Consider the following 26115-nt stretch of genomic DNA (forward strand, 5'->3'; position numbering starts at 1 on the left):
CGATGTCGGAACAGCTGCAGCTCCAGACCTACACGGAGCAGGCCTACCGCAGGCTTCGGCGCATGATCCTGGGAGGGGAGATCGCCCAGGGAACGAAGCTGACCGTACGGGTGCTCGCGGAACGGCTCGGGCTCTCGCCGACCCCGATCAAGTCCGCACTGATGGGGCTCGAGCGCGAGGGGTACATCGTGAGCTCGGCGCACCGAGGGTTCTCGGTCCCTCGGGTGCGGCCCTGCGACGTGGCCGATGCGTTCGAGTTGCTGGAGATCCTAGAGGTCTACGCCGCGCAGAAGCTTGCCCGCTCACCCGAGCGGGAGTCGGTGCTGCAGCGCCTCGACGCCCACATTGAGGCACCGGAGGACCTCCAGGGAGATGCCGAGGACCGCTGGCGGATGACCTTTCACCGCCTGGTCTGGGAAGGATGCGGGAACGCCAAGCTGGTCCAGGTCGCCGAGAACCTTCGTGGGCTCATCCTCATCGCGTCCGGTGGTGTGCTCGACATGCCCGGTCACCACGAGTCCGCGCACGCGGAGCACGCGCAGATGGTCGAGGCCATGCGCGACGGCGACGTGGACCTGGTGACAGGGCTGCAGCGCGTGCACTCCCAGAACCTTGCCCGCGCGGTGAAGGACCGCCTCTTCGGTGACGCCGACAACCTGCGTGAGGTCGACTGACGATGCTGGCTGCCGTGGTCCGCGACTATGACGCGGGGGTTCAGCTCGAGAAGCTGCCCGACCCGGTCCCGTCGGGCGACGCCGTGGTCGTGGACGTGCTAGGAGCTGGGATCTGCCACACCGACCTCCACCTGCTGCAGTGGCGCAATCGTGAGCTGCCGTTGATCATGGGTCACGAGATCGCGGGGACCGTGCCCGGCTACGGACCGGTGCTCGTCCATCAGTCCTGGGGCTGCGGCCATTGCCGATCGTGTCGGCGCGGCGAGGAACAGCTCTGCTCCGACGTGACCGAGGCTGGCTTCGAGCGTCCCGGCGGCTACGCCGAGAAGGTGCTCGTGCCGCACCCGCGGTACCTGATCCCCCTCGGGGAGCTCGACCCGCGCCGAGCAGCACCCCTGACCGACGCGGCGGCGACGAGCTACCGCGCCGTTCGGCGGGCCGCTCCGTGGCTCTCGAGCGAGCAGGACCGAGCCGTGGTCATCGGCGCCGGTGCGCTGGGCCAGTTCGCCATCCAGTTCCTGCGGCTCCTCACCCCGGCCCACGTGATCGCCGTCGATCTGTCCGAGGACAAGCGCGCCGATGCGCTCGTGCTCGGCGCGCACGAGGCGGTGACGGCGAAGGAGCTGGGCGGACGCCGGGCCGAGGTCGTCCTCGACCTCGTGACCGAGGACGACACGCTCGCCCTCGCCGCGGCGCTGGTCGAGCCTGGCGGCATGATCATGCGGATCGGCTCCGGCAACGGCTCGTTGCCGTTCGGCCGCGGCGTGGTGCCGCCAGAGGTCACGTTCATGTCCGCGCGCGGCGGCTCGCTGGCCGATGTCACGGAGGTCGTCGAGCTTGCGCGCGCCGGCCGACTGCGCTGGGAGACCGAGGAGATCCCGCTGACCGACGTCGTCGGCGCGCTGGACCGGCTCGCTCGCGGCGACGTCCAGGGTCGGCTAATCCTCACGCCAGGGGGCCCCGCATGACCGGGTCGCTGCGCCGATTCGGAGACGTGACGCTCAACGTCGCCGATGAAGGTGACGGTGCGCCGATCGTGCTGCTCCACGGCTGGTCCTACGACCTGCACCTGTGGGACACACTGACGCCACGGCTCCTCGAGGAAGGCTGGCGCGTGATCCGCGTCGACCTGCGCGGGCACGGCCGATCACCCGCCGCCGGTCCCTATTCGTTCACGCAACTGTCCCACGACGTCGAGGCCGTGCTGGCGGAGATGACCGCGCAGCGACCGGTGCTGCTGGGGCTGTCGTTGGGTGGCTTCCTGAGCATGCGGCACGCGATCGAGCACCCGACCGTGATCCGGGGGGTCGTGCTGGCGGACACCTGGACCACCCCCATCCCCTCCGACGCCGAGATGGCCGCCACCCTGCCGGAGTCGGCACGGGATCCGGCAGCGCTCGCGCAGTGGTGGAGCGACCGGCGTGGCGGCGACGCGGTGGTGGCCGCCGACCCCACGCTGCGTGCCGCGCGCGATCGATTCGCGCAGCTCGACGCCGACGGGCTGCGGCACGCCATCGCCGCGTGCGCCGAGCGCGAGCCGGTGACCGAGGTCGAGCTGGCCTCGATCATGGTGCCCGCGCTGGTGATCGCGGGCGAGCACGACCGGCTGTTCACGCCCTCGATGCACGCCTCGATGGCCGAGGCGATCCCCGACGCGCGCCTGCACGTCATTCCCGACGCCGGTCACATCTCCGTGTCCGACGCCCCCGACGAGTTCATCCGGGCCGTGCTCGCGTTCCTCGCGGCCCTGCCGAGTCCCGACCAGGAGGAGATCCCATGACCATCTCGCCCGCCTATGCCGAGTACCTGCGCAGGATGCCCAAGGTGGACCTGCACGTCCACCTGACGGGAACCGTGCGCCCGGAGACGTTCGCCGAGATCATCGAGCGGGAAGGCGTCGAGCTGCCGGAGCCACCGCTGGAGGTCTTCGCCAAGATCAACTCGCGCGCCAAGGATCTGAGCATCTACCGCGACGCGGTGCTGCCGGTTCCCACCGGACCGGGGGACGACGAACCGGAGCCGTCCTACAGCCTGTTCCAGGTGTTCGAGTGGCTCACCGCCGCCATCACCACGCCCGCCGACTACGAGCGCATCGCGTACGAGGCCTGCGAAGACGCAGCGACGCTGTCCAACGTCCGCCACGTCGAGTACTTCTTCGAGCCGGCGCCCTGGGCCGGGTTCGGCTACGCGGCGGCCATCGACGCCTGCATCGCCGGGCTGAAGGCCGGCGAGCGTGACTTCGGGCTTAGTGCGCGGCTGGCGATCGGCATCGACCGCAGCCAGTCCGGCGAGGCTGCCCTGGAGCGGGTCCGCGCCGTTGTCGAGAATCCGCGTGACTACGTGATCGGGATCGGGCTGGACAACCTCGAGACCGTGGGTCCGCCCGAGCAGTTCATCGAGGCCTACCAGCTCGCCAAGGAGCACGGCCTGCGCCGCACCGCGCACTCATCCGAGCACTCGCCGAGCGCGCAGAACACCATCACCTGTCTGGACGACCTCGCGTGCGACCGCATCGATCACGGGTACTTCGTGCTGCAGGACGAGGCGGTGATCGAGCGGTGCCGGGACGAGCAGGTCCCCTTCACGTGCATCTTCACCACCTCCCGGCGGGCCTGGCGGCCCTGGCGCCGGGCCAGCGTGCGCGAGATGGTGGCGCGCGGCCTCAAGGTCACGATCGCCTCCGACGACCCGGGCATGTTCCCGACGACGCTCGCGCAGGAGTACCTGATCGCCGCGCAGGAGGTCGGCTTCGACAGGAAGACCATGCGTGAGCTGTGCCTGAACGGCGTCGACGCGTGCTGGCTCGAGGAGGACGAGAAGGCCGCCTTGCGGGCCGAGTTCGTCGGGGCGCTCGACGCGCTCGAGGCCGAGCTCTTCGCCGACGAGACCGCAGGTGAGCATGCCTGAGGTGCGCCCGGTCGTCGTGGACTGCGACCCGGGACTCGACGACGCCGTCGCGCTGGCGATGGTCGTTGCGTCACCCGAACTCGACCTCATCGGGGTGACCACGCTCGCCGGCAACGCCTCGCTCGCCCACACCACCGCCAACGCCGGTGCTCTGCTCGAGCTGCTCGGGCTTCCCGCCGAGCTGCCGTTCCACACCGGGCACGCAGGCCCGCTCGCGCGGGTCCAGCGTGAGCCCGACGAGCCGATCCACGGTCCCGGCGGCATGGGGGACATCGAGCTGCCCGCGCCGCGGCAGCCCCGACCGGGTCACGCCGTCGACTGGCTCGCCGAGACGATCCGCGAGCGGCCGGGCGAGGTCACGATCATCGCGATCGGTCCGCTGACCAACGTGGCCGGGCTACTGCTCCACCACCCCGACGTGGCGCCGCTGATCGGTGACGTCGTCGTCATGGGGGGTGCCGCGTTCGTGCAAGGCAACCTGACAGCGCGTGCCGAGTTCAACTTCCACGCCGATCCCGAGGCCGCACGCTACGTGGCGGAGTCCGGCGTGCCGCTGCGGATCGTGCCGCTCGATGTCACACGCCGCGCCCTGGTCACAGGTGAGGACATCGATCGACTGCGCGCGGCGGGCGGCATCGCCGCGCTCATGGGGGACATGCTCGCCTATCTGGCACGCGGCTTCGAGCGGCGGCACGGGATACGGGCATGCGCCGTCCACGACGCGCTCGCGGTCGCTGCGCTGCTCGAGCCCGAGCTGATGGTGTGGGAGCACGCGGCCATCACCGTCGAGTGCTCAGGCGAGTTCACGCGCGGCGAGCTCATCGTCGACACCCACGGCCGGCTCGGCCGCGAGCCGAGCGCGGCGGTCGCCACCGGCATCGATGCCGAGAGGTTCCGAACCCTCATGCATAGGCGGCTCACCGCCGTCAGTCACTGATCGACCACCCGAACGGACCTGGAGAAGAGAACATGCTGATCGTCGACACGGACCCCGGCACGGATGATGCCGCCGCGATCATGACGCTGCTGGCGTCCGGCACGAAGGTGGACGCGTTCGTGAGCGTCTACGGCAACGTGCCGGAGCACAAGACGACCTCGAACCTGCAGCGGCTGCTGGACATCGTGGGCGAGACGAACACGGCCCGGTACCGCGGCACCCACCGGCCCATGTACGGCGAGCAGGTCGCTGCCAAGCACATCCACGGCGAGGACGGCATGAGCGGCGCGTTCGCCGAGCCGCGCCACGATCTGCCCGAGCTGCCGCGCGTCAACTATGTCTCGATGCTTCGTGAGGCGACCGAGCCGGTGACGATCATCGCCCTCGGCCCGCTGACCAACATCGGCTCGGCCCTGGCGGCCGCACCGGACGTGGTGGACAAGATCGAGCGGATCATCTTCATGGGCGGGGCCGTGCTCACCTACGGCAACGAGACGGCGGCAGCCAGCTTCAACGCCGTCAACGACCCGACCGCCGCCGCGATCGTCTACGACTCCGGGGTCTCGATCGCGCAGGTCGGGCTCGATGTCTGCCGACCGGCCGAGATACCGATCAAGCCGCTGTTGCCGTTCCGTGACAGCACCACGCCGGCTGGACAGCTCATCTGGACCCTGCTCAACGAGCACTTCCTGGTCAAGCGCGCCGGCGGCCTCACCGAGGACTCGGTGATCCGCTTCAACGATGCGCCGTGCGTGGCGTACTTCCTCCATCCCGAGCTGTTCCGGACCGAGCGGCTGCCGGTCATGATCGAGACCGAGGGGCGCTACACGCGCGGCGCGACAGTCGCGGACTTCCCCGGTTACACCGGCAGGGAGCCGAACACCGACGTGCTGCTGGAGATCGACGTCGACGGCTACGCCGCACTGATCAGCGACCTGCTGCTGACCTACCTGTGACCATGCAGGCCACCGCCCTGGTGCACGGGTTCCCCGCCAAGAGCGCCTCCCACGGAAGCCTCGGCTGGTGCTCGGTTTGGCTGCTCGAGAGCGGGGACCGACGGGTCCTCGTCGAGACCGGGCCGCCCGGCTACGCACCGAGGCTGCTCGGCCTCCTCGCCGAACGCGACCTGGCCCCGCGCGACATCACCGACGTGCTGATCACCCATGCCCACTGGGATCACCTCTACAACCTGCCGATGTTCCCTCACGCGACGTGGTGGATCGGTCGGGACGAGCTGACCTGGGCCCGGGATCTTCCTGCTGAGACCCCGTTCGTCTCGCCTCTGCACGTGGCGATGCTCGACGGCGGGCATCCGGACGTCGGTCTGGTGGGCGACGGCGACGTGGTGCTGCCGGGGGTGCGTGCGGTCGCGACCCCTGGGCACACGCCGGGCCACCTGGCCTACGTCGTCGAGGCGGAGCGGGCGCTGATCTTCGCCGGCGACTCCGTCAAGAACATCTACGAGCTCAGCACCGGTCTCGTGGACATGACGCTCGACCAGGCCGCCAGCGAGGCGAGCGTGACGCTGCTGCGCGACCTCATGCGGCAGCGGGGCGCCGTGCTGGTGCCGGGGCACGACGTGCCGCTGGAGGTCGATGAGCGCGGCGAGGTCCGGCGGACGACCCTTCAGCAGGCGAGCCTGGCGGTGTACCTGGCTCCCGACGAACCACCCACGAGCCAACCGATCGGAATGGAAGGATCGCGATGAGCGCCCGAGATGTCGTCATCACCACGAGCTACCTGGGACCCGATGACGAGGTGCACGAGATGCTCGTCGCCGCCGGACTGGAGGTGATCTACTCGCGGCCGCAGGACCGCGACGGCGACCTCGCCACGATGGCGGAGGCGATCGCGGGCGCCGCGGGTCTGATTGCCGGCACCGAGCCGGTGTCGGCCGCAGCGATCGAGGCCGCACCGGACCTCAAGGTGATCGCGCGCACCGGGGTCGGGTATGACAACGTCGACGTCGCGGCGGCCCGCGCACGCGGTGTCGTCGTCTGCACCACCCCCGGCGCCAACGCCGACTCGGTCGCCGAGCTCGCGCTCGGCCTGATGATCGACTGTGCACGGCGCGTCACCGAGAGTTCCCGGGCGGTGCTCGACGGGCAGTGGCAGCAACGGTCCGGTCACGAGCTGAAGGGTGCGACCCTCGGCATCATCGGGCTGGGCGGCATCGGACGACGGCTCGCCGTCCTCGCCCGCGCCTTCGGCATGACCGTGGTCGCCCACGACACCTACTTCGACGAGACGTTCGCGACCAGCCACGAGGTGTCCCGGAGCAGCCTGCCCGACCTGCTGACCGCGTCCGACTTCGTCTCGGTGCACACCGCACTCACGCCGCAGACCCGCCACCTCATCGACGCGGCGGCACTGGCGATGATGAAGCCCACCGCGATCCTCGTCAACACCGCTCGCGGCGGGATCGTCGACGAGATCGCCCTGGCCGAGGCGCTGCACAGCGGCACCATCAGCGGCGCAGCGCTCGATGTGCTGGAGACCGAACCGGCCGCCGCCGACCATCCGCTGCGTACCGCGCCGGGCTGCGTGATCACGCCCCACATCGCCGGGGCGACGTTCCAAGCGCGTGCAAGATCCGGCGCACTCGCCGCCGCCCAGGTCATGGAGAGCCTGCGCGGTGGCGTGGTGGCGCACGAGGTGACGTCATGAAGGATCCAGCGCGGTACGCCGCGAACCTCAAGTGGCTGTTCACGGAGCTGCCGTTTCCTGAGCGGTTCGCGGCCGCAGCCGCCGAGGGCTTCACCGCGGTCGAGATCCCTGACCCGTACTCGCTCCCTGCCGCACAGCTGCGCAGGCTGGCGGACGACGCCGGTGTGCGGACGATCCTCGTCAACACCCCGCCCGGCCCGGCAGGCAGCCGGAGCGCCGGGGGAGCGGCCGGGGTTCCCGGCAGCAAGGCGGAGTTCCGGGCCGGGCTGGAGCGTGCCGCCGAGTACGCGAGCACTCTGGGTGCCACCCTCGTGCACGTGGTGGCCGGGCGTCGCCCCGACGGCGTCAGCCGCGACCGCGCGTTCGCCAGCTACGTCGACAACATCAGCTGGGCCGCCGCGCAACTGAAGGACTCCGGGCTGCAGATCGTGCTCGAGATGCAGAACCAGCGCAATGCCCCCCGCTTTGTGCTGGAGTCCCAGGCGATGGCGGCCGCCGTCGTCGAGGCGGTCGGTGAGCCGGTCGGTCTGCTGCTCGACCTGTTCCACCTGCAGGTCCAGGACGGAGATCTGCTGACCAATCTCTCCACCTACCTGCCGCTGACCCGCCACATCCAGATCGGCGACGCCCCAGGCCGCACCGAGCCGGGCACGGGCGAGCTCGCCTGGCACCGCATCAGCTCCGCGATCGACGCGTCCGGCTACAACGGCTGGTTCGGGTGCGAGTTCCAGCCACAGGGCGGTTCCGCCGGGGTGCTGGCTCGACTGCTGGAGGCGAGATGACGAACGAGTACCGGATCGCGCTTGTCCACGCGACGACCGCAGCGATCGCACCCGCGGAGGCCGGCCTCGCCGCGGAGTTCCCCGAGGCGAAGCCCTGGAACATCCTCGACGACCAGCTTCTGCCCGATGCCGCCGCGGCCGGGGGGCTGACCGAGCCGCTCGAGGAACGAATGCGGCACCTGATCCGTCACGCGGCCGACAACGGTGCCGCGGCCGTGCTCCTCACCTGTTCGATGTACGGGCCCGTGGCGATCGACGCACACGAGAAGATCCCGGCGCTGGCGCCGGACGAGGCCGCCTTCGACGCCGCCGTCGAGGGCGGCTACGCACGGGTCGCAGTGGTCGCCTCGTTCGAGGCCGCGATGACCGACTCGCTGGACCGGTTCCGCGTGCACGCACGAGAGCGCGGCGCCGCAATCGAGGCAACGGGCGTCTGCGTGCCGGGAGCGTTCGGGCCCGCCGCTGCGGGTGACTCCGGCGTGGTGGCGGACGAGATCGTCGCCGCACTCGCCGGCACCGACGTCGACGCGATCCTGCTGGCGCAGTACTCGCTGGCACCGGCAGCGGCGCGGATCCAGGAAGCGACCGGACGCCCCGCGATCTCCGGTCCGCACAGCGGCGCCGCTCGGTTGCGGGCGCTGCTGACCCACACAGAGAAGGACTCCGATCGATGACCAGCACCCCGACCACGCTCACCCTCTTCAGCGGATTGGCGCTCAAGGACGTCCTCGAGGACGCGGTGCTGCCCGCCTACGCCGCCGGCGGCGGGCACCAGATCGACACGGTCTACGAGCCGACCAGCGCGCTGGTCGGGCGGATCCGGGAGGGTCAGGTCCCCGACCTGATCATCGGCGTCGCCGACTCGCTGCACGAGCTCGCCACCGAGGGAATCCTCGACGGCGACCGGCTCGCACCGCTGGTGCGTTCCGGTCTCGGCGTGGCCACGTTGCCTGGCGCGCCTGTTCCGGCGCTGCGGAGCGTGGAGGAGTTCGTCGTCACGTTGCGCAGCGCCCGCTCTGTCGCCTACTCGCGCGGTGGCGCCAGCGGCATCTACTTCGCGGGTCTGCTGGAGCGCCTCGGGATCGCCGACGACGTCAACAGCCGCGCCACGATCGTGCCCGGTGGCTTCACCGGTGAGGCGCTGCTCGACGGCCGAGCTGACCTCGCGGTCCAGCAGGTCATCGAGCTGCGCTCGGTCCCCGGTGTCCGGATCGCCGGCACCTTCCCACCGGATATGCAGCACTACATCGACCTGTGGCTGGGCCGGGCGGCCGCACCAGCCGCGCCAGCGGCGGTGGCGACGCTGCAGGACTTCCTGACCTCCGCCGTCGCGCTCGAGGCCTACACAGCAGCGGGCCTCGAGGTGAGCGATCGCGCTGACGGAGCGGACCGGCGATGAGCGTGCTCACGCTCACGGGCGCCAGCGGCCGGCTCGCCGGGCCGCTGCGCCCGGCGCTCCGGGCGCACGCCGACCAGGTCCGGCTGTTCGACCGCGTGCCCGTGGGGGACCCTCGGCCCGGCGAGGTGGTGATCGAGGGCGAGCTGGAGGACCTCGACGCCGTCGAGGCAGCGGTGTCCGGGGCCGAGGTCATCGTCCATCTCGGCGGGAAGGCCGACGAGGCACCGTTCCCCGAGATCCTGTCGGCGAACGTCGTCGGCACCTACCACGTGCTCGAGGCGGCGCACCGACACGGGGTGCGGAGGGTGGTCTACGCGAGCTCGCACCACGTGACCGGGTTCTACCAGCCGGACCAGCTGGTCGGCATCGACTCGACGGTCCGCCCGGACAGCTACTACGGTGTCAGCAAGGTCGTCGGTGAGTCGCTCGGTCGCCTCTATCACGACAAGTGGGGCCTGGAGGTGGTCTGCCTGCGGATCGGAGTGTGTCGGGAGGCACCCGAGACCTCGGACCAGTTGCGCACCTGGCTGAGCCCGGCCGACAGCGTGCAACTCGTGATGGCCGCGGTCACGGCACCGCTCGAGCACGGCTATCAGGTCGTCTACGGCTTCTCCGACAACTCGCGTGCGTTCTGGAGCCGCGACGGCGCGGCCGCCATCGGCTTCGAGCCCGGCGACAGCGCGGACGACCACGCCGAGGCGTTCGACGTCGACGCAGAGTTCTCCCACCCCCATCAGGGCGGCGCGTTCGCCGCACCCGACTACCGGGGCGGGATCTGGTGACCCTCCGCTACGGCGCGATCGCCGACGACTTCACCGGCGCCACCGACCTGGCGGGGAACTGGCGCTCCCGGGGGCTGAGGGTCGGCGTGCTCATCGGCCTGCCCGATGGTGCCGCGATCGAGGCTGCGCGCGACCTCGACGCCGTCGTGATCGCGCTGAAGATCAGGTCCGCGCCCGTCACGGAGGCGGTGGAGCAGGCACGAGCGGCGCTGGGTGTGCTGCGCGAGCTCGGTGCGCGGCAGGTCTACCAGAAGTACTGCTCGACGTTCGACTCGACCCCGGCGGGCAACATCGGTCCGATCGCCGACATGCTGCTCGAGGAGCTGCGGGCCCCGGTCGCGGTCGTGGTGCCCGCGTTCCCCGACAACGGCCGGACCACCTACCGCGGGCACCTGTTCGTGGGCGATGAGCTGCTGCAGGACAGCCCGATGAAGGATCACCCGCTGACACCCATGCGGGACTCCCATCTCGTGAGGCTGCTGCAGTCGCAGGCGGCGCACCGCGTGGGCATGATCGCGCTGCCCATCGTGCGCGCCGGTGCGGACGAGCTGCGCCGGCAGCTAGAAGCCGCCGACGAGCGGGGTGAGCGGCTCGTCGTCGTCGACGCTGTCGAGAACGCGGACCTGGCGGTGATCGCGGAGGCGACGGCGGATCACCCCCTGGTCACCGGCGGGTCCGGCCTGGCGCTGGGCGCGCCACGGGGGTCGGCCGAGGTCGCGCCGATACCGACAGTGCCGGGTCGCCGCGCGATCCTGGCGGGCAGCGCCTCGACCGCCACCCGCGCGCAGATCGAGCACGCGCAGCAGCATTACCGCTCCGAGCGGATGCAGGTCGAGCGCCTCTCGACGGGAGCGGCCGCCGAGGTCGATCGGCTGGCCACCTGGGCCACGGCGAGCTGGGATCAGCACCCCGATCAGCCCGTGCTGATCTACTCCGTCGGGTCCGCGGCGGACCTCGCAGTTGCGAACGACGGCACCACCGACCTGATCGAGTCCGCGTTCGCGGCGCTCGCGGTCCGGCTGAAGGAGCTCGGCTGCCGGCAGCTGGTCGTGGCCGGGGGCGAGACCTCCGGCAGCGTGGTCGACGGCCTCGGCCTCGGCATGCTCGAGCTCGGCGAGCGGCTCTCACCCGGCATCTCCTGGCTGCACGGCAGGTCCACCGACGGCCAGGAGTACAACCTGGTCCTGAAGTCGGGGAACTTCGGCACCATCGACCTGTTCACGAGCGCCTGGGAGGCACTGTGATGCTGGACGACCTGTGCAGCGCGGCGCGGGCTCTCACCGATTGGGGGCTGTCACCCGGCGCCTCGGGCAATATCTCGGTGCGCGAGGGCGACCGGGTCTACGTCAGCCCCAGCGGAGTCGCGCTCGGGGACCTGACACCGGACCAGGTCGCGGTGCTCGAGATGGGCGAGCACCCACTGGACTTCACCCACGTCGCCGGGCCGACGCCGTCGAAGGAGGTCCCGCTCCACCTGGCCTTCTACCGGTCGGGCTTCAGCAGCGTGGTGCACCTGCACTCCAGCGCAGCCGTGGCGGTCTCGTGCCTGCCGCCATGGTCTCCGCACAGTGCCCTGCCGCCGATCACGCCCTACCTGCTGATGCGCGTGGGCCGGGTCCCGCTGATCGCGTACGCGCGGCCCGGCGATGTCCGCCTGGCCGAACGGGTCCTCGAGCAGGAGCAGCCGCTGAACGCGGTGCTGCTGCAGAACCACGGATCGGTGGCGGCGGGCGACTCGGTCGAGCAGGCGATGTCTCGCGTGGTCGAGATCGAGGAGGCCGCGAAGGTGGTGCTGGCCCTGGGAGGTCACGACGGCGTCCGTCACCTGAGCGCTGACGATATCGCCGAGCTGCAGCGGACCTACCAGCAGCCGTGGCTGGACTGATCGCGTTGCTGCCTGATCTCGTGTGCGTCGTGTGCGGCACCACGTACCCGGTCACGTCGCTGACGTGGCGGTGCCGGTGCGGCGGTGTTCTCGACGTCACTGCGTTCGGGCCGCACCTCGACGTCGCGGCGCTGCCGGATGGTCCCACCTCGATGTGGCGGTACGCGGACGTGCTGCCGGTGCCGCTCGATACGCGGGTGTCGTTGGGGGAGGGACTGACGCCTCTGGTGGTGTCGTCGGCGCACGAGGACGTCTGGCTCAAGTGCGACTTCCTGATGCCGACGGCGTCCTTCAAGGACCGGGGCGCTGCCGTGCTGGCGACGACCGCCAAGCGCCTGGGCGTCAACCAGGCGATCGTGGACAGCAGCGGTAACGCCGGCACCGCGGCGGCGGCGTACTTCGCTCGAGCCGGGATTCCGGTCCAGGTGCTCGTGCCCGCGGCCACCTCGCCGGGCAAGCTCGCGCAGATGTACGCGCACGGCGCGAATGTGGTGCTCGTCGACGGCGACCGGGCAGCGACGGCCGCCGCAGCGCTCGACGCCGCCGAGCGCCCAGGGGTGCTGTACGCCAGCCACGTGTACCACCCGTACTTCGTCCACGGCGTGAAGACCTATGGCTACGAGATCTGGGAACAGCTCGGTCGCTGGCTGCCCGACGTCGTCATGGTCCCGGTGGGGAACGGCACGCTCGTGCTGGGCTGCGCGCTCGCCTTCGCCGAGCTGTACGCGCAGGGTCTCATCGACCGGGCCCCGCGCATCGTCGCGGTGCAGTCGAGCTCCTGCGCACCGCTGGCGCAGGCGTGGGCGGCTGGGCTCGACGAGGTCACCGCCGTCCCGACCCGTCCGACGATCGCCGAGGGCATCGCCATCACCGCGCCGCCCCGGGGGCCGCAGATACTGGCGGCTATCAGGGGGAGCGGTGGCACGATCGTCACGGTCGACGACGACCAGGTGCTGCAGGCCCAGACTGATCTCGCTGCGCAGGGTCTGTTCGTGGAACCGACCTCCGCCGTCTGCTACGCCGCGGTCGAGCATGCCCGTACCGCTGGTGCTCCGCGCGACCCCGACGATGAAGCCCTCGAAGCCCTGCGCACAGGCGAGGTCGTCGTCCCGCTGTGCGGCAGCGGCCTCAAGACAGGAAAGGCACCCCAGCATGTCGGCACCTGAGCCTCAGGCTCCCGTCCACTTCCGCGACGCGCAGCATCCGTACGAACCGGTGCGCACGGCCGGCCCGCTCGTGTTCATCGCCGGTCAGCTGGGGGTGAAGGACGGGGCGCTGGTCACTGGAGGCGTCCAGGCCGAGGCTCGCCAAGCGTTCGCTAACCGGCGTGCACTGCTGGCCGGGGAAGGGCTCGGGCTCGAGGACCTCGTGAAGGTCACCGTGTATCTGTCGTCCATGACCGACCGGCTGGCGATGGACGAGGTCTACGTCGCCGAGATGCCCGAGCGGCTACCCACGCGCACCTGCATCGCCGTCGCCGAGCTGCCGTTCCGGGCACGGGTCGAGCTCGACGCCATCGCCTACCGAGAGCACTGACCGGGGCTGGAGGTCTCACATCCCCTTCGGGTGCCAGACGGTCTTGGTCTCGGTGAACGCAAGGATCTGGCCGATCGACTGGTCGGTGCGCCACGTCGGCTCGGTGTCGGCCTCGGGGCGCCGGACCCGCTTGACCGTGTCTGCGGCGAGCGCCTCGAGCTCACCCCACGTGACGCCGTCGGACTCGGCCGCGCCGGCCAGGTCGAGCGCGTTGACGTCCATGTGGGAGGCAAGTATCGGTGCCACCTCGGCGGTCTTGCCGGTCAGCACGTTCACCACGCCGCCGGGAACGTCGGACGTCGCGAGCACCTCGCCGAGAGTGATGGCAGGCAGCGGACGCTGCTGCGAGGAGATCACCACGGCGGTGTTGCCCGTGACGATCACCGGTGCCAGCACGCTCACCAGCCCGAGCAGCGAGGACCGCTGCGGAGCCACGATGCCCACCACACCGGTCGGCTCGGGGGAGGAGAGGTTGAAGTACGGTCCCGCGACGGGGTTCGCGTTGCCCGCGACCTGCGCCACCTTGTCCGCCCAGCCGGCGTACCAGACCCACCGGTCGATCGCTGCGCTGACAGCAGCCTCGGCACGGGCCGCGCTCAGGCCTTCACCAGCCGTGACGTCAGCGACGAACTGGGCCCGCCGACCCTCGAGCAGCTCGGCCACCCGGTACAGCACCTGGCCACGGTTGTACGCCGTCGCGCTCGCCCACCCGGGCTGCGCGGACCGGGCGGCACGGACGGCGTCGCGCGCGTCCTTGCGTGAGGCCAGTGCCGCATTCGCCAGGAAGGCACCCCGCGAGCTCGTGACCTCATAGGTGCGCCCCGACTCGGAACGGGGGAACGCACCGCCGACGTAGAGCTTGTAGGTCTTGCGGACATCGACGCGCTCGCTCATCGCGTGCTCCCCTCCACGAGGTACGGACCGAGGCCCTGGCGACCGCCCTCGCGGCCGTACCCGGACTCCTTGTAGCCTCCGAACGGGCTGGTCGGGTCGAACTTGTTGAAGGTGTTGGCCCAGACCACGCCGGCGCGGAGCCGGTCGGCCATCCACAGGATCCGCGACCCCTTCTCGGTCCAGACCCCCGCCGACAGCCCGTACGGGGTGTTGTTGGCCTTCGCGATCGCCTCGGCAGGCGTGCGGAACGTGAGCACGCTGAGCACCGGCCCGAAGATCTCTTCACGCGCGATCCGGTGCGCGGCGCTGACCTGCGTGAACACGGTCGGCGGAAACCAGAAGCCGTTCTCGGGGATCGCGCAGTCGGCGCTCCAGCGCACCGCTCCTTCAGCTTCACCGGCGTCGCTCAGGTCGCTGATGCGCTGCAGCTGCCGAGCGGAGTTGATGGCCCCGATATCGGTGTTCTTGTCCATCGGGTCACCGAGCCGGAGGGTGCCGAGCCGAGCCTTCAACCGGTCGATCAGCTCGTCGTGCATCGACTCCTCCACCAGCACCCGGGATCCGGCGCAGCACACCTGACCCTGGTTGAAGAAGATGCCGTTGACGATGCCTTCGACCGCCTGGTCGATCGGGGCGTCGGCGAACACGATGTTCGCCGCCTTGCCGCCGAGCTCGAGCGTCGCGTGCTTGCGGGTGCCGGCGATCTGCTTCGCGATCCCCTTGCCCACCGCTGTCGATCCGGTGAAGGCGACCTTGTCGACATCCCTGTGCCCCACGACGGCTGCGCCGGTGGCGCCAGCGCCCGTCACGATGTTCACCACGCCGGCAGGCAGACCGGCCTGCTGCACCAGCTCGGCGAACAGCAGCGCGGTCAGCGGCGTGGTCTCGGCCGGCTTGAGCACCACGGTGTTGCCGGTCGCCAGTGCCGGTGCGATCTTCCACGAGAGCATCAGCAGCGGGAAGTTCCACGGGATCACCTGACCCACCACACCGTGCGGCTGCGGGTTCGCCCCGAAGCCGGCGTGGTCGAGCTTGTCGGCCCAGCCCGCGTAGTAGAAGAAGTACGCGGAGGCCAGCGGCACGTCGACGTCGCGGGACTCACGGATCGGCTTGCCGTTGTCCAGCGTCTCCAGCACCGCGAACTCACGCGACCGCTCCGCGAGCAGGCGCGCGATCCGGTACAGGTACTTGGCGCGCTCCGACCCGGGCATCGGGCCCCAGACCTTCTCCTGCGCCCGGCGTGCGGCGGCCACGGCCCGGTCGACGTCGCTCTCGTCGGCCACGGCCACCTCGGCCAGGGCCTCCTCGGTAGCCGGGTTGATCGTCTTGAGCGAGCCGGCGGAGCCCTCCGTGAACTCGCCGTTGATGAAGAGTCCGTAGGAGGAGGCGATGTCGACGACCGCCCTCGACTCCGGCGCCGGTGCGTACTCGAATGCACTCATGATCGTGCCCTCAGCTCTCAGTCGATCGTCACGTAGTCGGGGCCGGAGTACACGCCGCTGGCGAGCTTCTGCCGCTGCAGCAGCACGTCGTTGAGCAGCGTGGAGGCACCGAACCGGAAGAAGTCGGGGTCGAGCCACCGAACCCCTGCGACCTCGTTGACCGCGACCAGGAACTTGATGGCGTCCTTGCTGGTGCGGATCCCGCCCGCCGGCTTCACGCCGACCTGCACGCCGGTCGCAGCCAGGAAGTCTCGCACCGCCTCGAGCATCACGACCGTCACCGGCAGCGTCGCAGCAGGCTGCACCTTGCCCGTGGAGGTCTTGATGAAGTCCGCCCCCGCGAGCATGGACAGCCACGAGGCGCGCCGCACGTTGTCGAACGTGACCAGCTCGCCGGTCTCGAGGATCACCTTGAGGTGCGCGGGCCGTGCGGACCGGCTCTGACAGACCTCCCGCACCGCCACGATGTCCTCGTACACCTTGAGGTAGTCACCCTGCAGGAACGCGCCCCGGTCGATCACCATGTCGATCTCGTCGGCACCGGCAGCCACCGCGTCGGTCGTGTCGGCCAGCCGCACCGCGAGCGAGGCCCGCCCCGAGGGGAACGCCGTGCTCACCGCGGCCACGTGGATGCCCGATCCCTTGGCCGCCTCGACGGCGGTGGCCACCATGTCGTTGTAGACGCAGACGGCGGCCGGCCTGGGGCAGGTCGCGTCACCCGGCTCCGGGGTACGCGCCTTCGCGACGAGCGAGCGCACCTTGCCGGCCGTGTCGGCACCCTCGAGGGTGGTCAGGTCGATCATCGAGATGATCGTGTCCAACGCCCAGGCCTTGGACGTCGTCTTGATCGACCTCGTGCCGAGCTGGGCGGCGCGTCCCTTCGCGCCGACCTCGTCGACGCCCGGCAGCCCGAACAGGTACCGCCGCAGGGTGGTGTTGCTGATCTGCGCCGACCCGACCAGACCGGCAGCGTCGGTGGCCACCTGGGCAGCGTCGCGTACCCAGGGACGCACGGTCGACGTCGTCTGTGCAGTCATGCTCGCGAGTCTAGGCTGCCCACCCCGGGTTCGGGCGTCGAGGCCTCGGGTCAGGGCTTGTGCTTGCCAGGCTTGTGCTTACCGCCGTCTCCTGACTCCCACGCCCCACCCTCGTCGCCGCGGTGCGCGCCGCCGGGGCCGTCGCCCTTGCCGGGGTTGAAGGTGTGGCTCAGCCAGTTGCCGCTCGCGTCGGCGACCTTCACGCCGCCCCTGACGAACCAGCCCGAGCCTGTCTGGTACAGACCGGCAGCATCGGCCATCGCCTGCACCATCGCGGCCTTCTCCGCCGACATGGGGAATCCCTTGGTCACGCCCTTCGGCCCGGGGACCAGCAGCAGCAGCCAGGCGAGGGCGGACTCGGTCCCGACCTGCCACGGCCTCTCGTGCCAGCGGTCGATCGCCTCGTCGAGGTTCTTGGAGTTGCCGCCGCCCGCGAACGGGAGCACGAACTGCTCACCCTGCTTCATCCGGTCCGCGAGCCACTGCCCCAGCGGGTCGTCGCTGCTCTCGAGCTGCTCGATGATGTCCTCGGCGCCCCGGATCCCACCGTTCTTGTACTTGGTCGTCCCGAGGAAGATCAACGCGCCCAGCAACCCGTTGCCCACGTTGCCCCAGGCGCCGCCCATCCGCTTGATCTTCTCCCACGGGCTCTCGAAGCCGCCGGCCAGCGGGCTCAGGTTCCACAGCCCTTGCGCCGTCGTCTTGATGACGCCCCATGCACCCACTCCCACCTGCTCCAGCGGGTCGAGATCGAGGTCGCGGGGGTTTCCCCACGGCACCTGGCTCGACAGGATGGCGTCGACGTCCCACGGCTCCGGCTCGGGGACCTGCGGCATGTCGTCGATCTCGCGGATGCTGGTGGCGGCCTCGATGGCGGCCTCGTTGATCTTGACGAGGATGCCGGCGTACTCCTCCAGCAGCTCCTTGTTCTTCTCGACGGCCTCCCGGTTCTCGGTCCACGGCACCGTGTCGTCGCCGAGCAGGCCCTTGGTGATCACCGGGATCACGCTGTCGTTCGGGGTGCCGTCGATCACGTCGTCACGGAACTCGCGTGCCCGGGACTCGAGATCCTTGATCTCCTGCTGACACTGGTGCAGCGCGCCCCCGAAGATCATGACGGCGGCGTATGCCTTGTCGGCCCCCGAGGCGAAGTCGTCGGCGGCCGCCACGGTCGGGTCCATGAGCGCATACACCTGGGCGCTCTGCGGGGTCTCGTACACCCCGGGCGAGGACAACCCCGACCAGACCGTCTGCATCGCCTCGGTGCGGTTCTGCACGCGGGTGCCCATGCGACGCAGCGCGAACGCGGCGTCGTAGACGGCCTGATGGTCCGGGTTGGTCGAGCTGATGACGAACAGATCGGGGTCGATGAGACCCTCGCCGTCGGCACCGTTGGGCATCCCGCCGCCACCCTCGGCGTCCCTCATGACTCTTCTCCTTGCTGCCTGCTGTCCATCGCGGTCATCGTCACGGGCCCTGCGGGATCCGGTGCGGCGGCCGCACGGGCGGCGGCCCTGCCGGGTCGTCGAGGACGTCAGCGTGCTTGAGCAGCTGTCGCTGCTGCTCGGCGGCCATGTCCTGCATGCCCGACTGGTAGGCGAGCGTGGTGCTGGTCAGCCCGGACAGGCACGTGTCGGCGAGCAGGGCCACACCGGCGAGCTGCCGCCCCTGCAGGGCGCTGAGATCGACGAGGGCGTCGACGAGCGGCGCCACCACGGCGCCGGCCTGACCCTGCCAGAACACGCCGTCGGTGATGTCGTCGACGTCCCGCTGGCGGATCGCGTCGTCGAGCTTGAGCCGCTTCTCGCCCGCTCGGGTGAGCAGCCCGACCACCCGCTCGGGGTCGATCTTCCACCCTGTCATCGCTGCTCCTGTCGTGCTCGTGAGGAGGACGTCATGGTCTTGGAGTCACCAGCTCCAGGTACTGCTGGCGCGCGGCGTCGAGATCATCGGCGTCGAAGGCGACGAGCGCGCCGGGGATGCGCGCACGCCCGACCGCCTCGCCGCCGTGGTCCGCGACGATCTCGACAGCCGAGGTCCCCAGCCGACCCAGCGCCGTCGGGCCGAGCAGGGCGACGAGTGGCCGTTCCGGCGGATCCGCGGCGGGCCGCCAGCGCAGGTCCGGCGCGGCGCCGGAGCCGGAGACGACGCAGCTGAGCACCCGGTACGGGGCGGCGGCGAGCGCCCGCGCGGCGCTGCGGGCACGCGGGAGCGCGGATCGTGCGGTGCCGGCATGGAGCACACCGCCGCGAACCCGCTCGAGCACACCGCCCTCGGTCCGAGCTGCGACGATCTCGCCCCAGGAGTCGGGGCCGCGCCAGTACATCGGCGGGGTCAGCGGCATCTGGGTGCGCGCGTGCGCGGTCAGCGTCTGGGGGTCCCAGGACCGGTGCAGCGGCTCCTCGACGTCCCAGTGCGTGGGTCCCGGCGCATCGAGCGCAGCGAGCAGCGACGGGACGACCTCACCGAGAGTGGTCCCCGGGGCCGCCCGGTGCTCGAGGAGCACCTCGAAGGAGACCAGCGCATGGCTGAACGACTCCTCGGGCGCCGTCGCGCAGCTGCGCTCGTTCTCGAACAGCTCGATCGGGTCCGTGACCACCGCACCGGTCTGCACCTCGCGGAGCGCGGTGCCCTCGGCGATCACCCAGAACCCCGAGAGGTCACGCAACCAGGAGATCACGAACGGGCTCATCGTCGCCTCGGGCGCCGTGCTCACGATCGGGCGACGTTCGTGCGCGGCGCAGTCCTCGAAGAAGCGGCGCACGCCGCTGTCGAGATCGAGCTGCGGGCCGTCGGTGGTCAGCAACGCGTAGACCGGGTTGACGGCGGTCACCTGGGTGCGTTGCCGTGGGGTCTCGCCGGTGCTGACCATCGGTCTCCTTGTCCTGGTGCGGGGCGGTGTGCCCTGCAGGGTAGACAAGGTCCGTGGCCCTTCACGAGGGGCGGCCATGGGCAGGACTTCCCGGCAGCTGCTCCACGCAGCGTCACCCGTGAGTCCAGTGATCGCCTGATCGCAGGCTCAGACCCCCGCAGCCGCCGCGATGTCGGAGCGGAGCCGGGCGAGGCGTTCGGCCGCCTCGGCGCGGACCTCGGCGAGCTCGGTGGCATCGGCTCGTGGGTCGATCGGCTCGATCACCTCGAGATAGCACTTCAGCTTCGGCTCGGTCCCCGAGGGTCGCACGATCGCTCGGCTGCGGTCCTCGGTCTCGTAGAGCAGCCCGTCGGTGGCCGGCAGCTCCTCGCTGCCGGCCGACAGATCGACCGCGCGCACGACGGCGGAGCCCGCCAACGTCGTCGGAGGCACCTCCCGGAGGCGAGCCATGGCGTCGGAGATCACCGACAGGTCCTCGACCCTGACCGAGAGCTGCCCGGTGACGTGGACCCCGTAGGCGCGCGCGATGTCGTCGAGGGCGTCGGCCAGACTGCGCCCGATCGACCTCAGCTGCGCCGCGTGCACCGCGAGCAGCAGCGCGGTCGTGATGCCGTCCTTGTCGCGCACGCCGCCCGGGTCGACGCAGTATCCGAGCGCCTCCTCGTAGCCGAAGTCGAGCCCGGGCACGCGGGCGATCCACTTGAACCCCGTCAGCGTGGCCGAGAACTCCAGCCCGTGCGCGGCGGCGATCGCCGAGAGCAAGCGGGAGGACACGATCGAGCACGCCAGTGTGGCGCCGGTGCCCGCGGACGCCGACGCGATCCGCTCACCCAGCAGCGCACCCACCTCGTCACCGCTCAGCTGGCGCCACCCGCCGGCCTCCGGTATCGCGATCGAGCAGCGGTCGGCGTCCGGGTCGTTGGCGATGATGAGGTCCGCGCCCACGCGCTCCGCCGTCGCGTACGCGAGATCGAGCGCGCCGGGCTCCTCCGGGTTCGGGAACGCCACGGTGGGAAACTCCGGGTCGGGCTCCGCCTGCTCCGCCACGAGGGTGACGTCGGCGAAGCCCGCCTCGCGCAGCACCCGTGCCGCCAGCGCGCCACCCACGCCGTGCAGCGGCGTCAGCACGATCGTCAGATCGGTGGCGCTGCCGTCGGGTGCGACCCGCAGCGCGCGGGTGATGTAGTCGTCGAGGATCTGCTGGCCCAGGCGTTCCTGGCTGCCGCCGCTCGCTGCGGCGACCTCCGGGTCCCGCGGCACGCCGGCCACCGCGCCCACGGCCTCGATCGCCTCGGCGATCTCGACGTCGAAGGGCGGGACGATCTGCGCGCCGCGCCCCGCGTCGGTGACCACGCGGCCGCCGAGGTAGACCTTGTAGCCGTTGTCCTGCGGGGGGTTGTGCGAGGCGGTCACCATCACGCCGGCGTCGGCGTCCAGGTGCCGCACCGCGAACGCGAGCACGGGCGTCGGCCACGCCTGGGGCATCAGCAGCGCACGACCACCGGCGGCCGCCACCACGTCGGCAGTGTCCTGCGCGAACTGGGCGCTGCCGTGGCGGGCGTCGTAACCGATCACCACCAGCGGTGCCGAGTCGAGGCGCTCGCGCAGGAACCGTGAGAGCCCTGCTGCCGCGCGGATCACCACGGCGCGGTTCATCCGCATGGGGCCGGCGCCGATCGCGCCGCGCAGCCCGGCCGTGCCGAACTGCAGCGTGCCGGAGAACCGGTCGGCCAGGTCGTCGAGGACCGCCTGGTCGCCTCCCTCAGCGGCGGCGATCAGCTCCAGCAGCTCCACCTTGGTGGCTGGGTCCGGGTCGTCACCTGCCCATGCGCGGGCCTGCGCCAGCAGCGTGTCCATCAGCCGATCCGCCTCACGATCTCGGCGAGCAGCGCCCCGATCCGCGGCCCCGCCTCCCGCCCGGCCTCGATGACCTCGGTGTGCGAGAGCGGCGTCGCGGAGATCCCCGCGGCCGCGTTCGTGACCAACGAGATGCCGAGCACCTCCAGCCCGGCCTGGCGTGCGGCGATCGCCTCGAGCGCGGTCGACATCCCCACCAGGTCGCCGCCGATCCGGTGCGCCATCTGCACCTCGGCCGGCGTCTCGTAGTGGGGTCCGCGGAACTGCACGTAGACGCCCTCGTCGAGGCTCGCGTCCACCGTGCGGGCCACGCCGCGCAGCCGTGCCGAGTACAGATCGGTCAGGTCCACGAAGGTGGCGCCCTCGATCGGGGAGTCCGCGGTGAGGTTGATGTGGTCCTTGATCAGCACCGCGGTGCCCGGCAGCCACTCGGGTCGCAACCCGCCGCAGCCGTTGGTCAGCACGATCACGGAGGCCCCCGCGGCTGCGGCCACCCGTACGCCGTGCGCCACCCTCCGCACGCCCTTGCCCTCGTAGTAGTGGGTGCGGGCGCCGAGCACCAGGGCGTGCTTGCTCGCACCGGCGGCATCCGTGTAGCGGATCGCGCTCAAGGTTCCCGAGTGCCCGGGCACCCCTGACCTCGAGAAGCCCGGGACGTCGTCGGCACTCACCTCGCCCACCTGCTCACCCAGGTGAGCGGCGGCACCGCCCCAGCCCGAGCCGAGCACGAGAGCGATGTCGAACCGCGCCACGCCGGTCAGCTCACGCACGCGCTCGGCGGCGAGTCGGGCGACCTCGAGGGGGTCGCTCGTGGGGTCGTCGATGTCGGTGGTCACGGTCTCGGCCATGCACGGAACCTACTACCGGCACAATGGGTGAGCGTGACGACTGCCGCAGCACCTTCTCAGCCCGATCCGGACAGCTCCGGACCCATGACGGCCGGCCCGTCGAGCACGCGCGAGGGATCGCACGTCGTGATCGTGGGCGGTGGGCCCGGCGGCTACGAGGCCGCCCTGGTCGCGCGCCAGCTCGGTGCAGAGGTCACGATCGTCGAGCGCACCGGTCTCGGAGGCGCCGCCGTGCTCACCGACGTCGTCCCCTCCAAGACACTGATCGCCACCGCCGAGTTCATGACCACGACCGAGTACGCGCCGAGCCTCGGCATCCTCGCTGGTGGCGACGGCGCTGGCGTCGAGGTGGACTTCAAGGTCGTGGACGAGCGAGTGCTCGAGCTCGCGGCCGCGCAGTCCCGGGACATCCACACCCGCCTCGAGCGGGAGGGGGTCGCGATCGTCGAGGGCACCGGGCGGCTCGACGGTCCCGGGTGCGTCGTGGCCTCCACCAAGCACGGCGACCAGCGCCTGCCCGCCGACGTCATCCTCATCGCCACCGGCGCCCGCCCTCGCGTCCTCGGCAGCGCCCAGCCCGACGGCGAGCGCATCCTGACCTGGACCCAGCTCTACCACCTGGTCGAGGTCCCCGAGCACCTGATCGTGGTCGGCTCGGGCGTCACGGGCGCCGAGTTCGCCGGTGCCTACCGTGCGCTCGGTGCCAAGGTCACGCTCGTCTCCTCGCGAGACCGCGTGCTGCCGAACGAGGACGCCGATGCCGCCGAGCTCATCGAGGGCGTATTCAAGCGTCGGGGCATGGAGGTTCTCTCGCGATCCCGCGCAGCCGGGGTGCGACGCACCGACGACGGCGTCGCCGTCGACCTCGTCGATGGTCGGGTCGTCGAGGGGTCCCACTGCCTCATCGCGGTCGGCGGTGTTCCCAACACCGATGATCTCGGGCTCGAGACCGCGGGGGTGCGGCTCACGGACTCCGGCCACATCGCCGTCGACCGGGTCTCCCGGACCACGGCGCGCGGCGTCTACGCCGCAGGCGACTGCACGGGTGTGCTCGCGCTGGCGTCGGTGGCGGCGATGCAGGGGCGGATCGCGATGTGGCACGCGCTGGGCGACGCGGTCTCGCCGCTCGACCTCGGGCAGGTCTCGGCGAACATCTTCACGGCGCCGGAGATCGCCACGGTCGGCATCCCCGAGAGCGACATCACCTCGGGCAAGGTGCGCGGCGCCGTCACGATGCTGCCACTGGCCCGCAACCCGCGCGCGAAGATGCTGGGCATCACCGAAGGCTTCGTGAAGCTCTTCAGCCACCGCGCGAGCGGTCTGGTGATGGGCGGTGTGGTGGTCGCGCCGCGAGCGGGCGAGCTCATCCACCCGATCACGCTCGCGATCGCGAACCGGCTCACCGTCGACCAGGTCGCCAACGCCTTCACCGTCTATCCCTCGCTGTCCGGGTCGATCGCCGAGGCCGCCCGGGTGCTGCACGACAAGCGCGGCTGACCAGCACGCGCGGGATCGCCTGCCGGTCCCGCGACGCACGCCCATGCCAGTCGAACAGGTGGTCCTGCCCGGTAACGGCGCCGATACCGGGCAGAAACCCCTGGTCATCCGCAGGGGCGGGCAGAACCACCTGTTCGGCGAGGCACGTGAGGCGGTCGGTGCCCGGCGGGGTCGGTAGTGTCGACGTGTGAACCGGCTCCCCGACCTCGCGACGACCGATGTGGTCAGCCTGACCCAGGCCGTCTGCGACATCGAGAGCGTCAGCGGCACCGAGGCTGCGCTCGCCGATGCGGTCCAGGCCGCGCTCGGTGCGTGCCCCCACCTCGAGGTGCTGCGCGACGGCGACGCCGTGATCGCCCGCACCCACGCCGGTCGCGCCCACCGGGTGGTCGTCGCCGGCCACCTCGACACGGTGCCGATCCGCGACAACCTGCCGGTCCGCCGGCAGGCCGGCGCGGAAGGCGAGGAGCTGTGGGGGAGGGGCACGGTCGACATGAAGGGTGGCGTCGCCGTCGCCCTTCACCTCGCGGCGCGGCTCGCCGAGCCGGCCAAGGACATCACGTGGATCTTCTACGACAACGAAGAGGTCGACGGCGATCTCAACGGACTCGGACGGGTGGCGCGCACGCACCCGGACTGGCTCGAGGCGGACTTCGCCGTGCTGGGCGAGCCGAGCAACGGCAACATCGAGGGCGGCTGCAACGGCACGCTGCGCGCCGAGGTGCGGCTCGTGGGCAAGGCCGCGCACTCGGCGCGGGCGTGGATGGGCAGGAATGCGATCCACGACGCCGCAGACGTGCTGGCGCGGCTGGTGGCGTACCGGCCGGCCGAGATCGACGTCGAGGGGCTGCGCTACCGCGAAGGGCTCAACGCCGTCGGGATCACCGGCGGTGTCGCGGGCAACATGATCCCGCCCGAGGCCACGATCACCGTGAACTACCGGTTCGCGCCGGACAAGACCCCGGAGCAGGCCTTCGAGCACGTGCGCGAGGTGCTGCCCGGCTACGACCTCGTGCTCACCGACGCCGCGCCGGGAGCGCGCCCCGGGCTCGACCACCCGGTGGCGCAGGACTTCGTCGCCGCGGTCGGCGCCGTGACCGGCGGGGCCCCGAGCCCCAAGTACGGATGGACCGACGTCGCGCGGTTCAGCGCGCTCGGCATCCCGGCTGTCAACTTCGGTCCCGGCGATCCCAACCTCGCCCACGCCGATGACGAACGCGTGCCCGTCGCCCAGATCGAGTCCGCTGCCGCGGCTCTCGAGGCCTGGTTGAGCGGGCACACCACCACGGAGGAGAGAACGCGATGACCGAGAGTCTCCGCGAGCACCGACAGGGTCCCGTGCAGCTGCGCGGCAAGCAGATCCCCCAGTCGACCACCGACGAGCGCCTGCTCCGGGAGTCCGGCGACGCCGAGTGGGTCCACAGCGACCCCTGGCGGGTGCTGCGGATCCAGTCGGAGTTCGTGGAAGGCTTCGGCGCGCTCGCCGAGCTCGGGCCGGCGATCAGCGTGTTCGGCTCTGCGCGGTTCAAGCCGGGGGCGCCGGAGTACGAGCTCGCCGGGCAGGTGGCGCAGGGGCTGGTCGAGGCCGGCTTCGCGGTCATCACCGGGGGCGGGCCCGGTGTCATGGAGGGTGCGAACAAGGGCGCGCGGGAGGCCGGCGGCACCTCGGTCGGGCTCGGCATCGAGCTGCCGTTCGAGCAGGGGATGAACGCCTACGTCGACCTCGGCATCAACTTCCGCTACTTCTTCGCCCGCAAGACGATGTTCCTCAAGTACTCCCGAGGCTTCGTGGTGCTCCCGGGCGGCTTCGGCACCTTCGACGAGCTCTTCGAGGCGCTGACCCTCGTGCAGACGCGGAAGGTGCAACGCTTCCCGCTCGTGCTCGTCGGGGTGGACTACTGGAGCGGCTTGCTCGACTGGCTGCGGGACTCGGTGCTGGCTCGTGGATCGATCTCGCGGGAAGATCTCGACCTGATCAAGCTGACCGATGACGCCGACGAGGCGGTGCGGATGGTGATCGAGGGCCTGCGCGACCTCAGCGACGAGGTCGAGGCCGCGGCCGCGGCCGAGAGCGCCGGCACCAACGGCTCCTGAGCGGC

27 protein-coding genes are annotated in these 26115 nt (G+C 71.0%); 19 read left to right on the forward strand and 8 right to left on the reverse strand.

Going from position 1 to position 26115, the window contains the following annotated elements; translation table 11 throughout:
* The first annotated feature begins 2 nt into the window (after positions 1-2).
* The 16 genes from GPA03_RS12505 to GPA03_RS12580 are packed head-to-tail and all read left to right on the forward strand — an operon-like array spanning position 3 to position 13569.
* On the forward strand, positions 3-674 hold the full coding sequence (locus GPA03_RS12505; RefSeq protein WP_156252336.1) for a GntR family transcriptional regulator: 672 nt from the start codon (positions 3-5) through the stop codon (positions 672-674).
* A 2-nt stretch (positions 675-676) separates the two neighbouring features.
* Positions 677-1642: an alcohol dehydrogenase catalytic domain-containing protein gene (locus GPA03_RS12510; RefSeq protein ID WP_156252337.1), complete on the forward strand. Its 966-nt coding sequence runs from the start codon at positions 677-679 to the stop codon at positions 1640-1642.
* A complete protein-coding gene (locus GPA03_RS12515; RefSeq protein ID WP_156252338.1) occupies positions 1639-2454 on the forward strand; it encodes an alpha/beta fold hydrolase in 816 nt (271 codons plus the stop codon). The genes GPA03_RS12510 and GPA03_RS12515 overlap by 4 nt, the downstream gene beginning before the upstream one ends.
* Positions 2451-3581, forward strand: coding sequence for an adenosine deaminase family protein (locus tag GPA03_RS12520; protein ID WP_241681278.1), 1131 nt, complete (start codon positions 2451-2453; stop codon positions 3579-3581). Before GPA03_RS12515 ends, GPA03_RS12520 begins: the two co-directional genes overlap by 4 nt.
* Positions 3574-4518, forward strand: coding sequence for a nucleoside hydrolase (locus tag GPA03_RS12525; protein WP_156252617.1), 945 nt, complete (start codon positions 3574-3576; stop codon positions 4516-4518). Before GPA03_RS12520 ends, GPA03_RS12525 begins: the two co-directional genes overlap by 8 nt.
* 32 nt (positions 4519-4550) lie before the next feature.
* On the forward strand, positions 4551-5474 hold the full coding sequence (locus GPA03_RS12530; RefSeq protein ID WP_156252339.1) for a nucleoside hydrolase: 924 nt from the start codon (positions 4551-4553) through the stop codon (positions 5472-5474).
* Between the two features lie 2 nt (positions 5475-5476).
* Complete coding sequence (locus GPA03_RS12535) at positions 5477-6226, forward strand: MBL fold metallo-hydrolase (RefSeq protein ID WP_156252340.1); 750 nt, start codon at positions 5477-5479, stop codon at positions 6224-6226.
* Positions 6223-7185 carry a phosphoglycerate dehydrogenase gene (locus GPA03_RS12540; protein WP_156252341.1) on the forward strand — a complete coding sequence of 321 codons (963 nt, stop codon included), beginning with the start codon at positions 6223-6225 and terminating at the stop codon, positions 7183-7185. The genes GPA03_RS12535 and GPA03_RS12540 overlap by 4 nt, the downstream gene beginning before the upstream one ends.
* A complete protein-coding gene (locus GPA03_RS12545; RefSeq protein WP_156252342.1) occupies positions 7182-7967 on the forward strand; it encodes a hydroxypyruvate isomerase family protein in 786 nt (261 codons plus the stop codon). Before GPA03_RS12540 ends, GPA03_RS12545 begins: the two co-directional genes overlap by 4 nt.
* Complete coding sequence (locus GPA03_RS12550; RefSeq protein WP_156252343.1) at positions 7964-8641, forward strand: aspartate/glutamate racemase family protein; 678 nt, start codon at positions 7964-7966, stop codon at positions 8639-8641. The genes GPA03_RS12545 and GPA03_RS12550 overlap by 4 nt, the downstream gene beginning before the upstream one ends.
* Positions 8638-9366, forward strand: a complete 729-nt coding sequence (locus tag GPA03_RS12555) for a molybdate ABC transporter substrate-binding protein (RefSeq protein ID WP_156252344.1) — start codon at positions 8638-8640, stop codon at positions 9364-9366. Before GPA03_RS12550 ends, GPA03_RS12555 begins: the two co-directional genes overlap by 4 nt.
* The gene (locus GPA03_RS12560; protein WP_156252345.1) at positions 9363-10148 is read left to right on the forward strand and encodes an NAD-dependent epimerase/dehydratase family protein; all 786 of its coding nucleotides are present in this window, start codon (positions 9363-9365) and stop codon (positions 10146-10148) included. Before GPA03_RS12555 ends, GPA03_RS12560 begins: the two co-directional genes overlap by 4 nt.
* Positions 10145-11392: a 3-oxo-tetronate kinase gene (gene otnK, locus GPA03_RS12565; RefSeq protein ID WP_206673537.1), complete on the forward strand. Its 1248-nt coding sequence runs from the start codon at positions 10145-10147 to the stop codon at positions 11390-11392. Before GPA03_RS12560 ends, otnK begins: the two co-directional genes overlap by 4 nt.
* Entirely contained in the window at positions 11392-12033 is a 642-nt protein-coding gene (locus GPA03_RS12570) for a class II aldolase/adducin family protein (protein WP_156252620.1), read from the forward strand. The genes otnK and GPA03_RS12570 overlap by 1 nt, the downstream gene beginning before the upstream one ends.
* Complete coding sequence (locus GPA03_RS12575; protein WP_206673539.1) at positions 12021-13199, forward strand: threonine synthase; 1179 nt, start codon at positions 12021-12023, stop codon at positions 13197-13199. The genes GPA03_RS12570 and GPA03_RS12575 overlap by 13 nt, the downstream gene beginning before the upstream one ends.
* Positions 13186-13569, forward strand: a complete 384-nt coding sequence (locus tag GPA03_RS12580; RefSeq protein WP_156252346.1) for a RidA family protein — start codon at positions 13186-13188, stop codon at positions 13567-13569. Before GPA03_RS12575 ends, GPA03_RS12580 begins: the two co-directional genes overlap by 14 nt.
* Positions 13570-13584: 15 nt before the next feature.
* On the opposite strand, the gene GPA03_RS12585 is transcribed toward GPA03_RS12580, so the two are convergent.
* The 8 genes from GPA03_RS12585 to GPA03_RS12620 form a co-directional block, all read right to left on the reverse strand.
* A complete protein-coding gene (locus GPA03_RS12585; protein WP_156252347.1) occupies positions 13585-14463 on the reverse strand; it encodes an aldehyde dehydrogenase family protein in 879 nt (292 codons plus the stop codon).
* A complete protein-coding gene (locus GPA03_RS12590) occupies positions 14460-15905 on the reverse strand; it encodes an aldehyde dehydrogenase family protein (protein ID WP_156252348.1) in 1446 nt (481 codons plus the stop codon). The genes GPA03_RS12585 and GPA03_RS12590 overlap by 4 nt, the downstream gene beginning before the upstream one ends.
* Before the next feature lie 17 nt (positions 15906-15922).
* A complete protein-coding gene (gene deoC, locus GPA03_RS12595) occupies positions 15923-16942 on the reverse strand; it encodes a deoxyribose-phosphate aldolase (RefSeq protein ID WP_156252349.1) in 1020 nt (339 codons plus the stop codon).
* 50 nt (positions 16943-16992) lie between these two features.
* Complete coding sequence (locus GPA03_RS12600) at positions 16993-18369, reverse strand: hypothetical protein (protein ID WP_156252350.1); 1377 nt, start codon at positions 18367-18369, stop codon at positions 16993-16995.
* A 40-nt stretch (positions 18370-18409) separates the two neighbouring features.
* On the reverse strand, positions 18410-18805 hold the full coding sequence (locus GPA03_RS12605) for a DUF6507 family protein (RefSeq protein WP_156252351.1): 396 nt from the start codon (positions 18803-18805) through the stop codon (positions 18410-18412).
* A 31-nt stretch (positions 18806-18836) separates the two neighbouring features.
* The gene (locus GPA03_RS12610; protein WP_156252352.1) at positions 18837-19814 is read right to left on the reverse strand and encodes a DUF6177 family protein; all 978 of its coding nucleotides are present in this window, start codon (positions 19812-19814) and stop codon (positions 18837-18839) included.
* A gap of 147 nt (positions 19815-19961) precedes the next feature.
* Positions 19962-21671 carry a phospho-sugar mutase gene (locus GPA03_RS12615; protein ID WP_156252353.1) on the reverse strand — a complete coding sequence of 570 codons (1710 nt, stop codon included), beginning with the start codon at positions 21669-21671 and terminating at the stop codon, positions 19962-19964.
* Positions 21671-22519, reverse strand: coding sequence for a purine-nucleoside phosphorylase (locus tag GPA03_RS12620; RefSeq protein ID WP_156252354.1), 849 nt, complete (start codon positions 22517-22519; stop codon positions 21671-21673). Before GPA03_RS12620 ends, GPA03_RS12615 begins: the two co-directional genes overlap by 1 nt.
* An 84-nt stretch (positions 22520-22603) precedes the next feature.
* Between GPA03_RS12620 and GPA03_RS12625 the strand changes: the two genes are divergently transcribed.
* From GPA03_RS12625 to GPA03_RS12635, 3 genes are all read left to right on the forward strand, one after another.
* Positions 22604-24016 (forward strand): NAD(P)H-quinone dehydrogenase, encoded by a 1413-nt coding sequence (locus GPA03_RS12625; RefSeq protein ID WP_156252621.1) that lies wholly within the window; start codon positions 22604-22606, stop codon positions 24014-24016.
* Positions 24017-24203: 187 nt separating this feature from the next.
* Positions 24204-25322 carry a succinyl-diaminopimelate desuccinylase gene (dapE, locus tag GPA03_RS12630; protein ID WP_156252355.1) on the forward strand — a complete coding sequence of 373 codons (1119 nt, stop codon included), beginning with the start codon at positions 24204-24206 and terminating at the stop codon, positions 25320-25322.
* A complete protein-coding gene (locus tag GPA03_RS12635) occupies positions 25319-26110 on the forward strand; it encodes an LOG family protein (RefSeq protein ID WP_156252356.1) in 792 nt (263 codons plus the stop codon). Before dapE ends, GPA03_RS12635 begins: the two co-directional genes overlap by 4 nt.
* Positions 26111-26115 lie beyond the last annotated feature (5 nt).

It is taken from the genome of Pseudactinotalea terrae (assembly GCF_009733845.1).
Taxonomy (GTDB): domain Bacteria; phylum Actinomycetota; class Actinomycetes; order Actinomycetales; family Beutenbergiaceae; genus Pseudactinotalea; species Pseudactinotalea terrae.

Bases quoted from the DNA above. Each gene is read 5' to 3' on its own strand.
- GPA03_RS12605 (WP_156252351.1), bottom strand. From the start codon at position 18,805: ATGACAGGGTGGAAGATCGACCCCGAGCGGGTGGTCGGGCTGCTCACC.
- GPA03_RS12635 (WP_156252356.1), top strand. From the start codon at position 25,319: ATGACCGAGAGTCTCCGCGAGCACCGACAGGGTCCCGTGCAGCTGCGC.
- GPA03_RS12615 (WP_156252353.1), bottom strand. From the start codon at position 21,671: ATGGACACGCTGCTGGCGCAGGCCCGCGCATGGGCAGGTGACGACCCG.
- GPA03_RS12550 (WP_156252343.1), top strand. From the start codon at position 7,964: ATGACGAACGAGTACCGGATCGCGCTTGTCCACGCGACGACCGCAGCG.
- GPA03_RS12585 (WP_156252347.1), bottom strand. From the start codon at position 14,463: ATGAGCGAGCGCGTCGATGTCCGCAAGACCTACAAGCTCTACGTCGGC.
- deoC (WP_156252349.1), bottom strand. From the start codon at position 16,942: ATGACTGCACAGACGACGTCGACCGTGCGTCCCTGGGTACGCGACGCT.
- GPA03_RS12505 (WP_156252336.1), top strand. From the start codon at position 3: ATGTCGGAACAGCTGCAGCTCCAGACCTACACGGAGCAGGCCTACCGC.
- GPA03_RS12590 (WP_156252348.1), bottom strand. From the start codon at position 15,905: ATGAGTGCATTCGAGTACGCACCGGCGCCGGAGTCGAGGGCGGTCGTC.
- GPA03_RS12610 (WP_156252352.1), bottom strand. From the start codon at position 19,814: ATGGTCAGCACCGGCGAGACCCCACGGCAACGCACCCAGGTGACCGCC.
- GPA03_RS12570 (WP_156252620.1), top strand. From the start codon at position 11,392: ATGCTGGACGACCTGTGCAGCGCGGCGCGGGCTCTCACCGATTGGGGG.
- GPA03_RS12525 (WP_156252617.1), top strand. From the start codon at position 3,574: ATGCCTGAGGTGCGCCCGGTCGTCGTGGACTGCGACCCGGGACTCGAC.
- GPA03_RS12515 (WP_156252338.1), top strand. From the start codon at position 1,639: ATGACCGGGTCGCTGCGCCGATTCGGAGACGTGACGCTCAACGTCGCC.
- GPA03_RS12560 (WP_156252345.1), top strand. From the start codon at position 9,363: ATGAGCGTGCTCACGCTCACGGGCGCCAGCGGCCGGCTCGCCGGGCCG.
- GPA03_RS12510 (WP_156252337.1), top strand. From the start codon at position 677: ATGCTGGCTGCCGTGGTCCGCGACTATGACGCGGGGGTTCAGCTCGAG.
- GPA03_RS12625 (WP_156252621.1), top strand. From the start codon at position 22,604: ATGACGGCCGGCCCGTCGAGCACGCGCGAGGGATCGCACGTCGTGATC.
- GPA03_RS12580 (WP_156252346.1), top strand. From the start codon at position 13,186: ATGTCGGCACCTGAGCCTCAGGCTCCCGTCCACTTCCGCGACGCGCAG.
- GPA03_RS12520 (WP_241681278.1), top strand. From the start codon at position 2,451: ATGACCATCTCGCCCGCCTATGCCGAGTACCTGCGCAGGATGCCCAAG.
- GPA03_RS12620 (WP_156252354.1), bottom strand. From the start codon at position 22,519: ATGGCCGAGACCGTGACCACCGACATCGACGACCCCACGAGCGACCCC.
- GPA03_RS12600 (WP_156252350.1), bottom strand. From the start codon at position 18,369: ATGAGGGACGCCGAGGGTGGCGGCGGGATGCCCAACGGTGCCGACGGC.
- GPA03_RS12540 (WP_156252341.1), top strand. From the start codon at position 6,223: ATGAGCGCCCGAGATGTCGTCATCACCACGAGCTACCTGGGACCCGAT.
- GPA03_RS12535 (WP_156252340.1), top strand. From the start codon at position 5,477: ATGCAGGCCACCGCCCTGGTGCACGGGTTCCCCGCCAAGAGCGCCTCC.
- GPA03_RS12555 (WP_156252344.1), top strand. From the start codon at position 8,638: ATGACCAGCACCCCGACCACGCTCACCCTCTTCAGCGGATTGGCGCTC.
- GPA03_RS12545 (WP_156252342.1), top strand. From the start codon at position 7,182: ATGAAGGATCCAGCGCGGTACGCCGCGAACCTCAAGTGGCTGTTCACG.
- GPA03_RS12530 (WP_156252339.1), top strand. From the start codon at position 4,551: ATGCTGATCGTCGACACGGACCCCGGCACGGATGATGCCGCCGCGATC.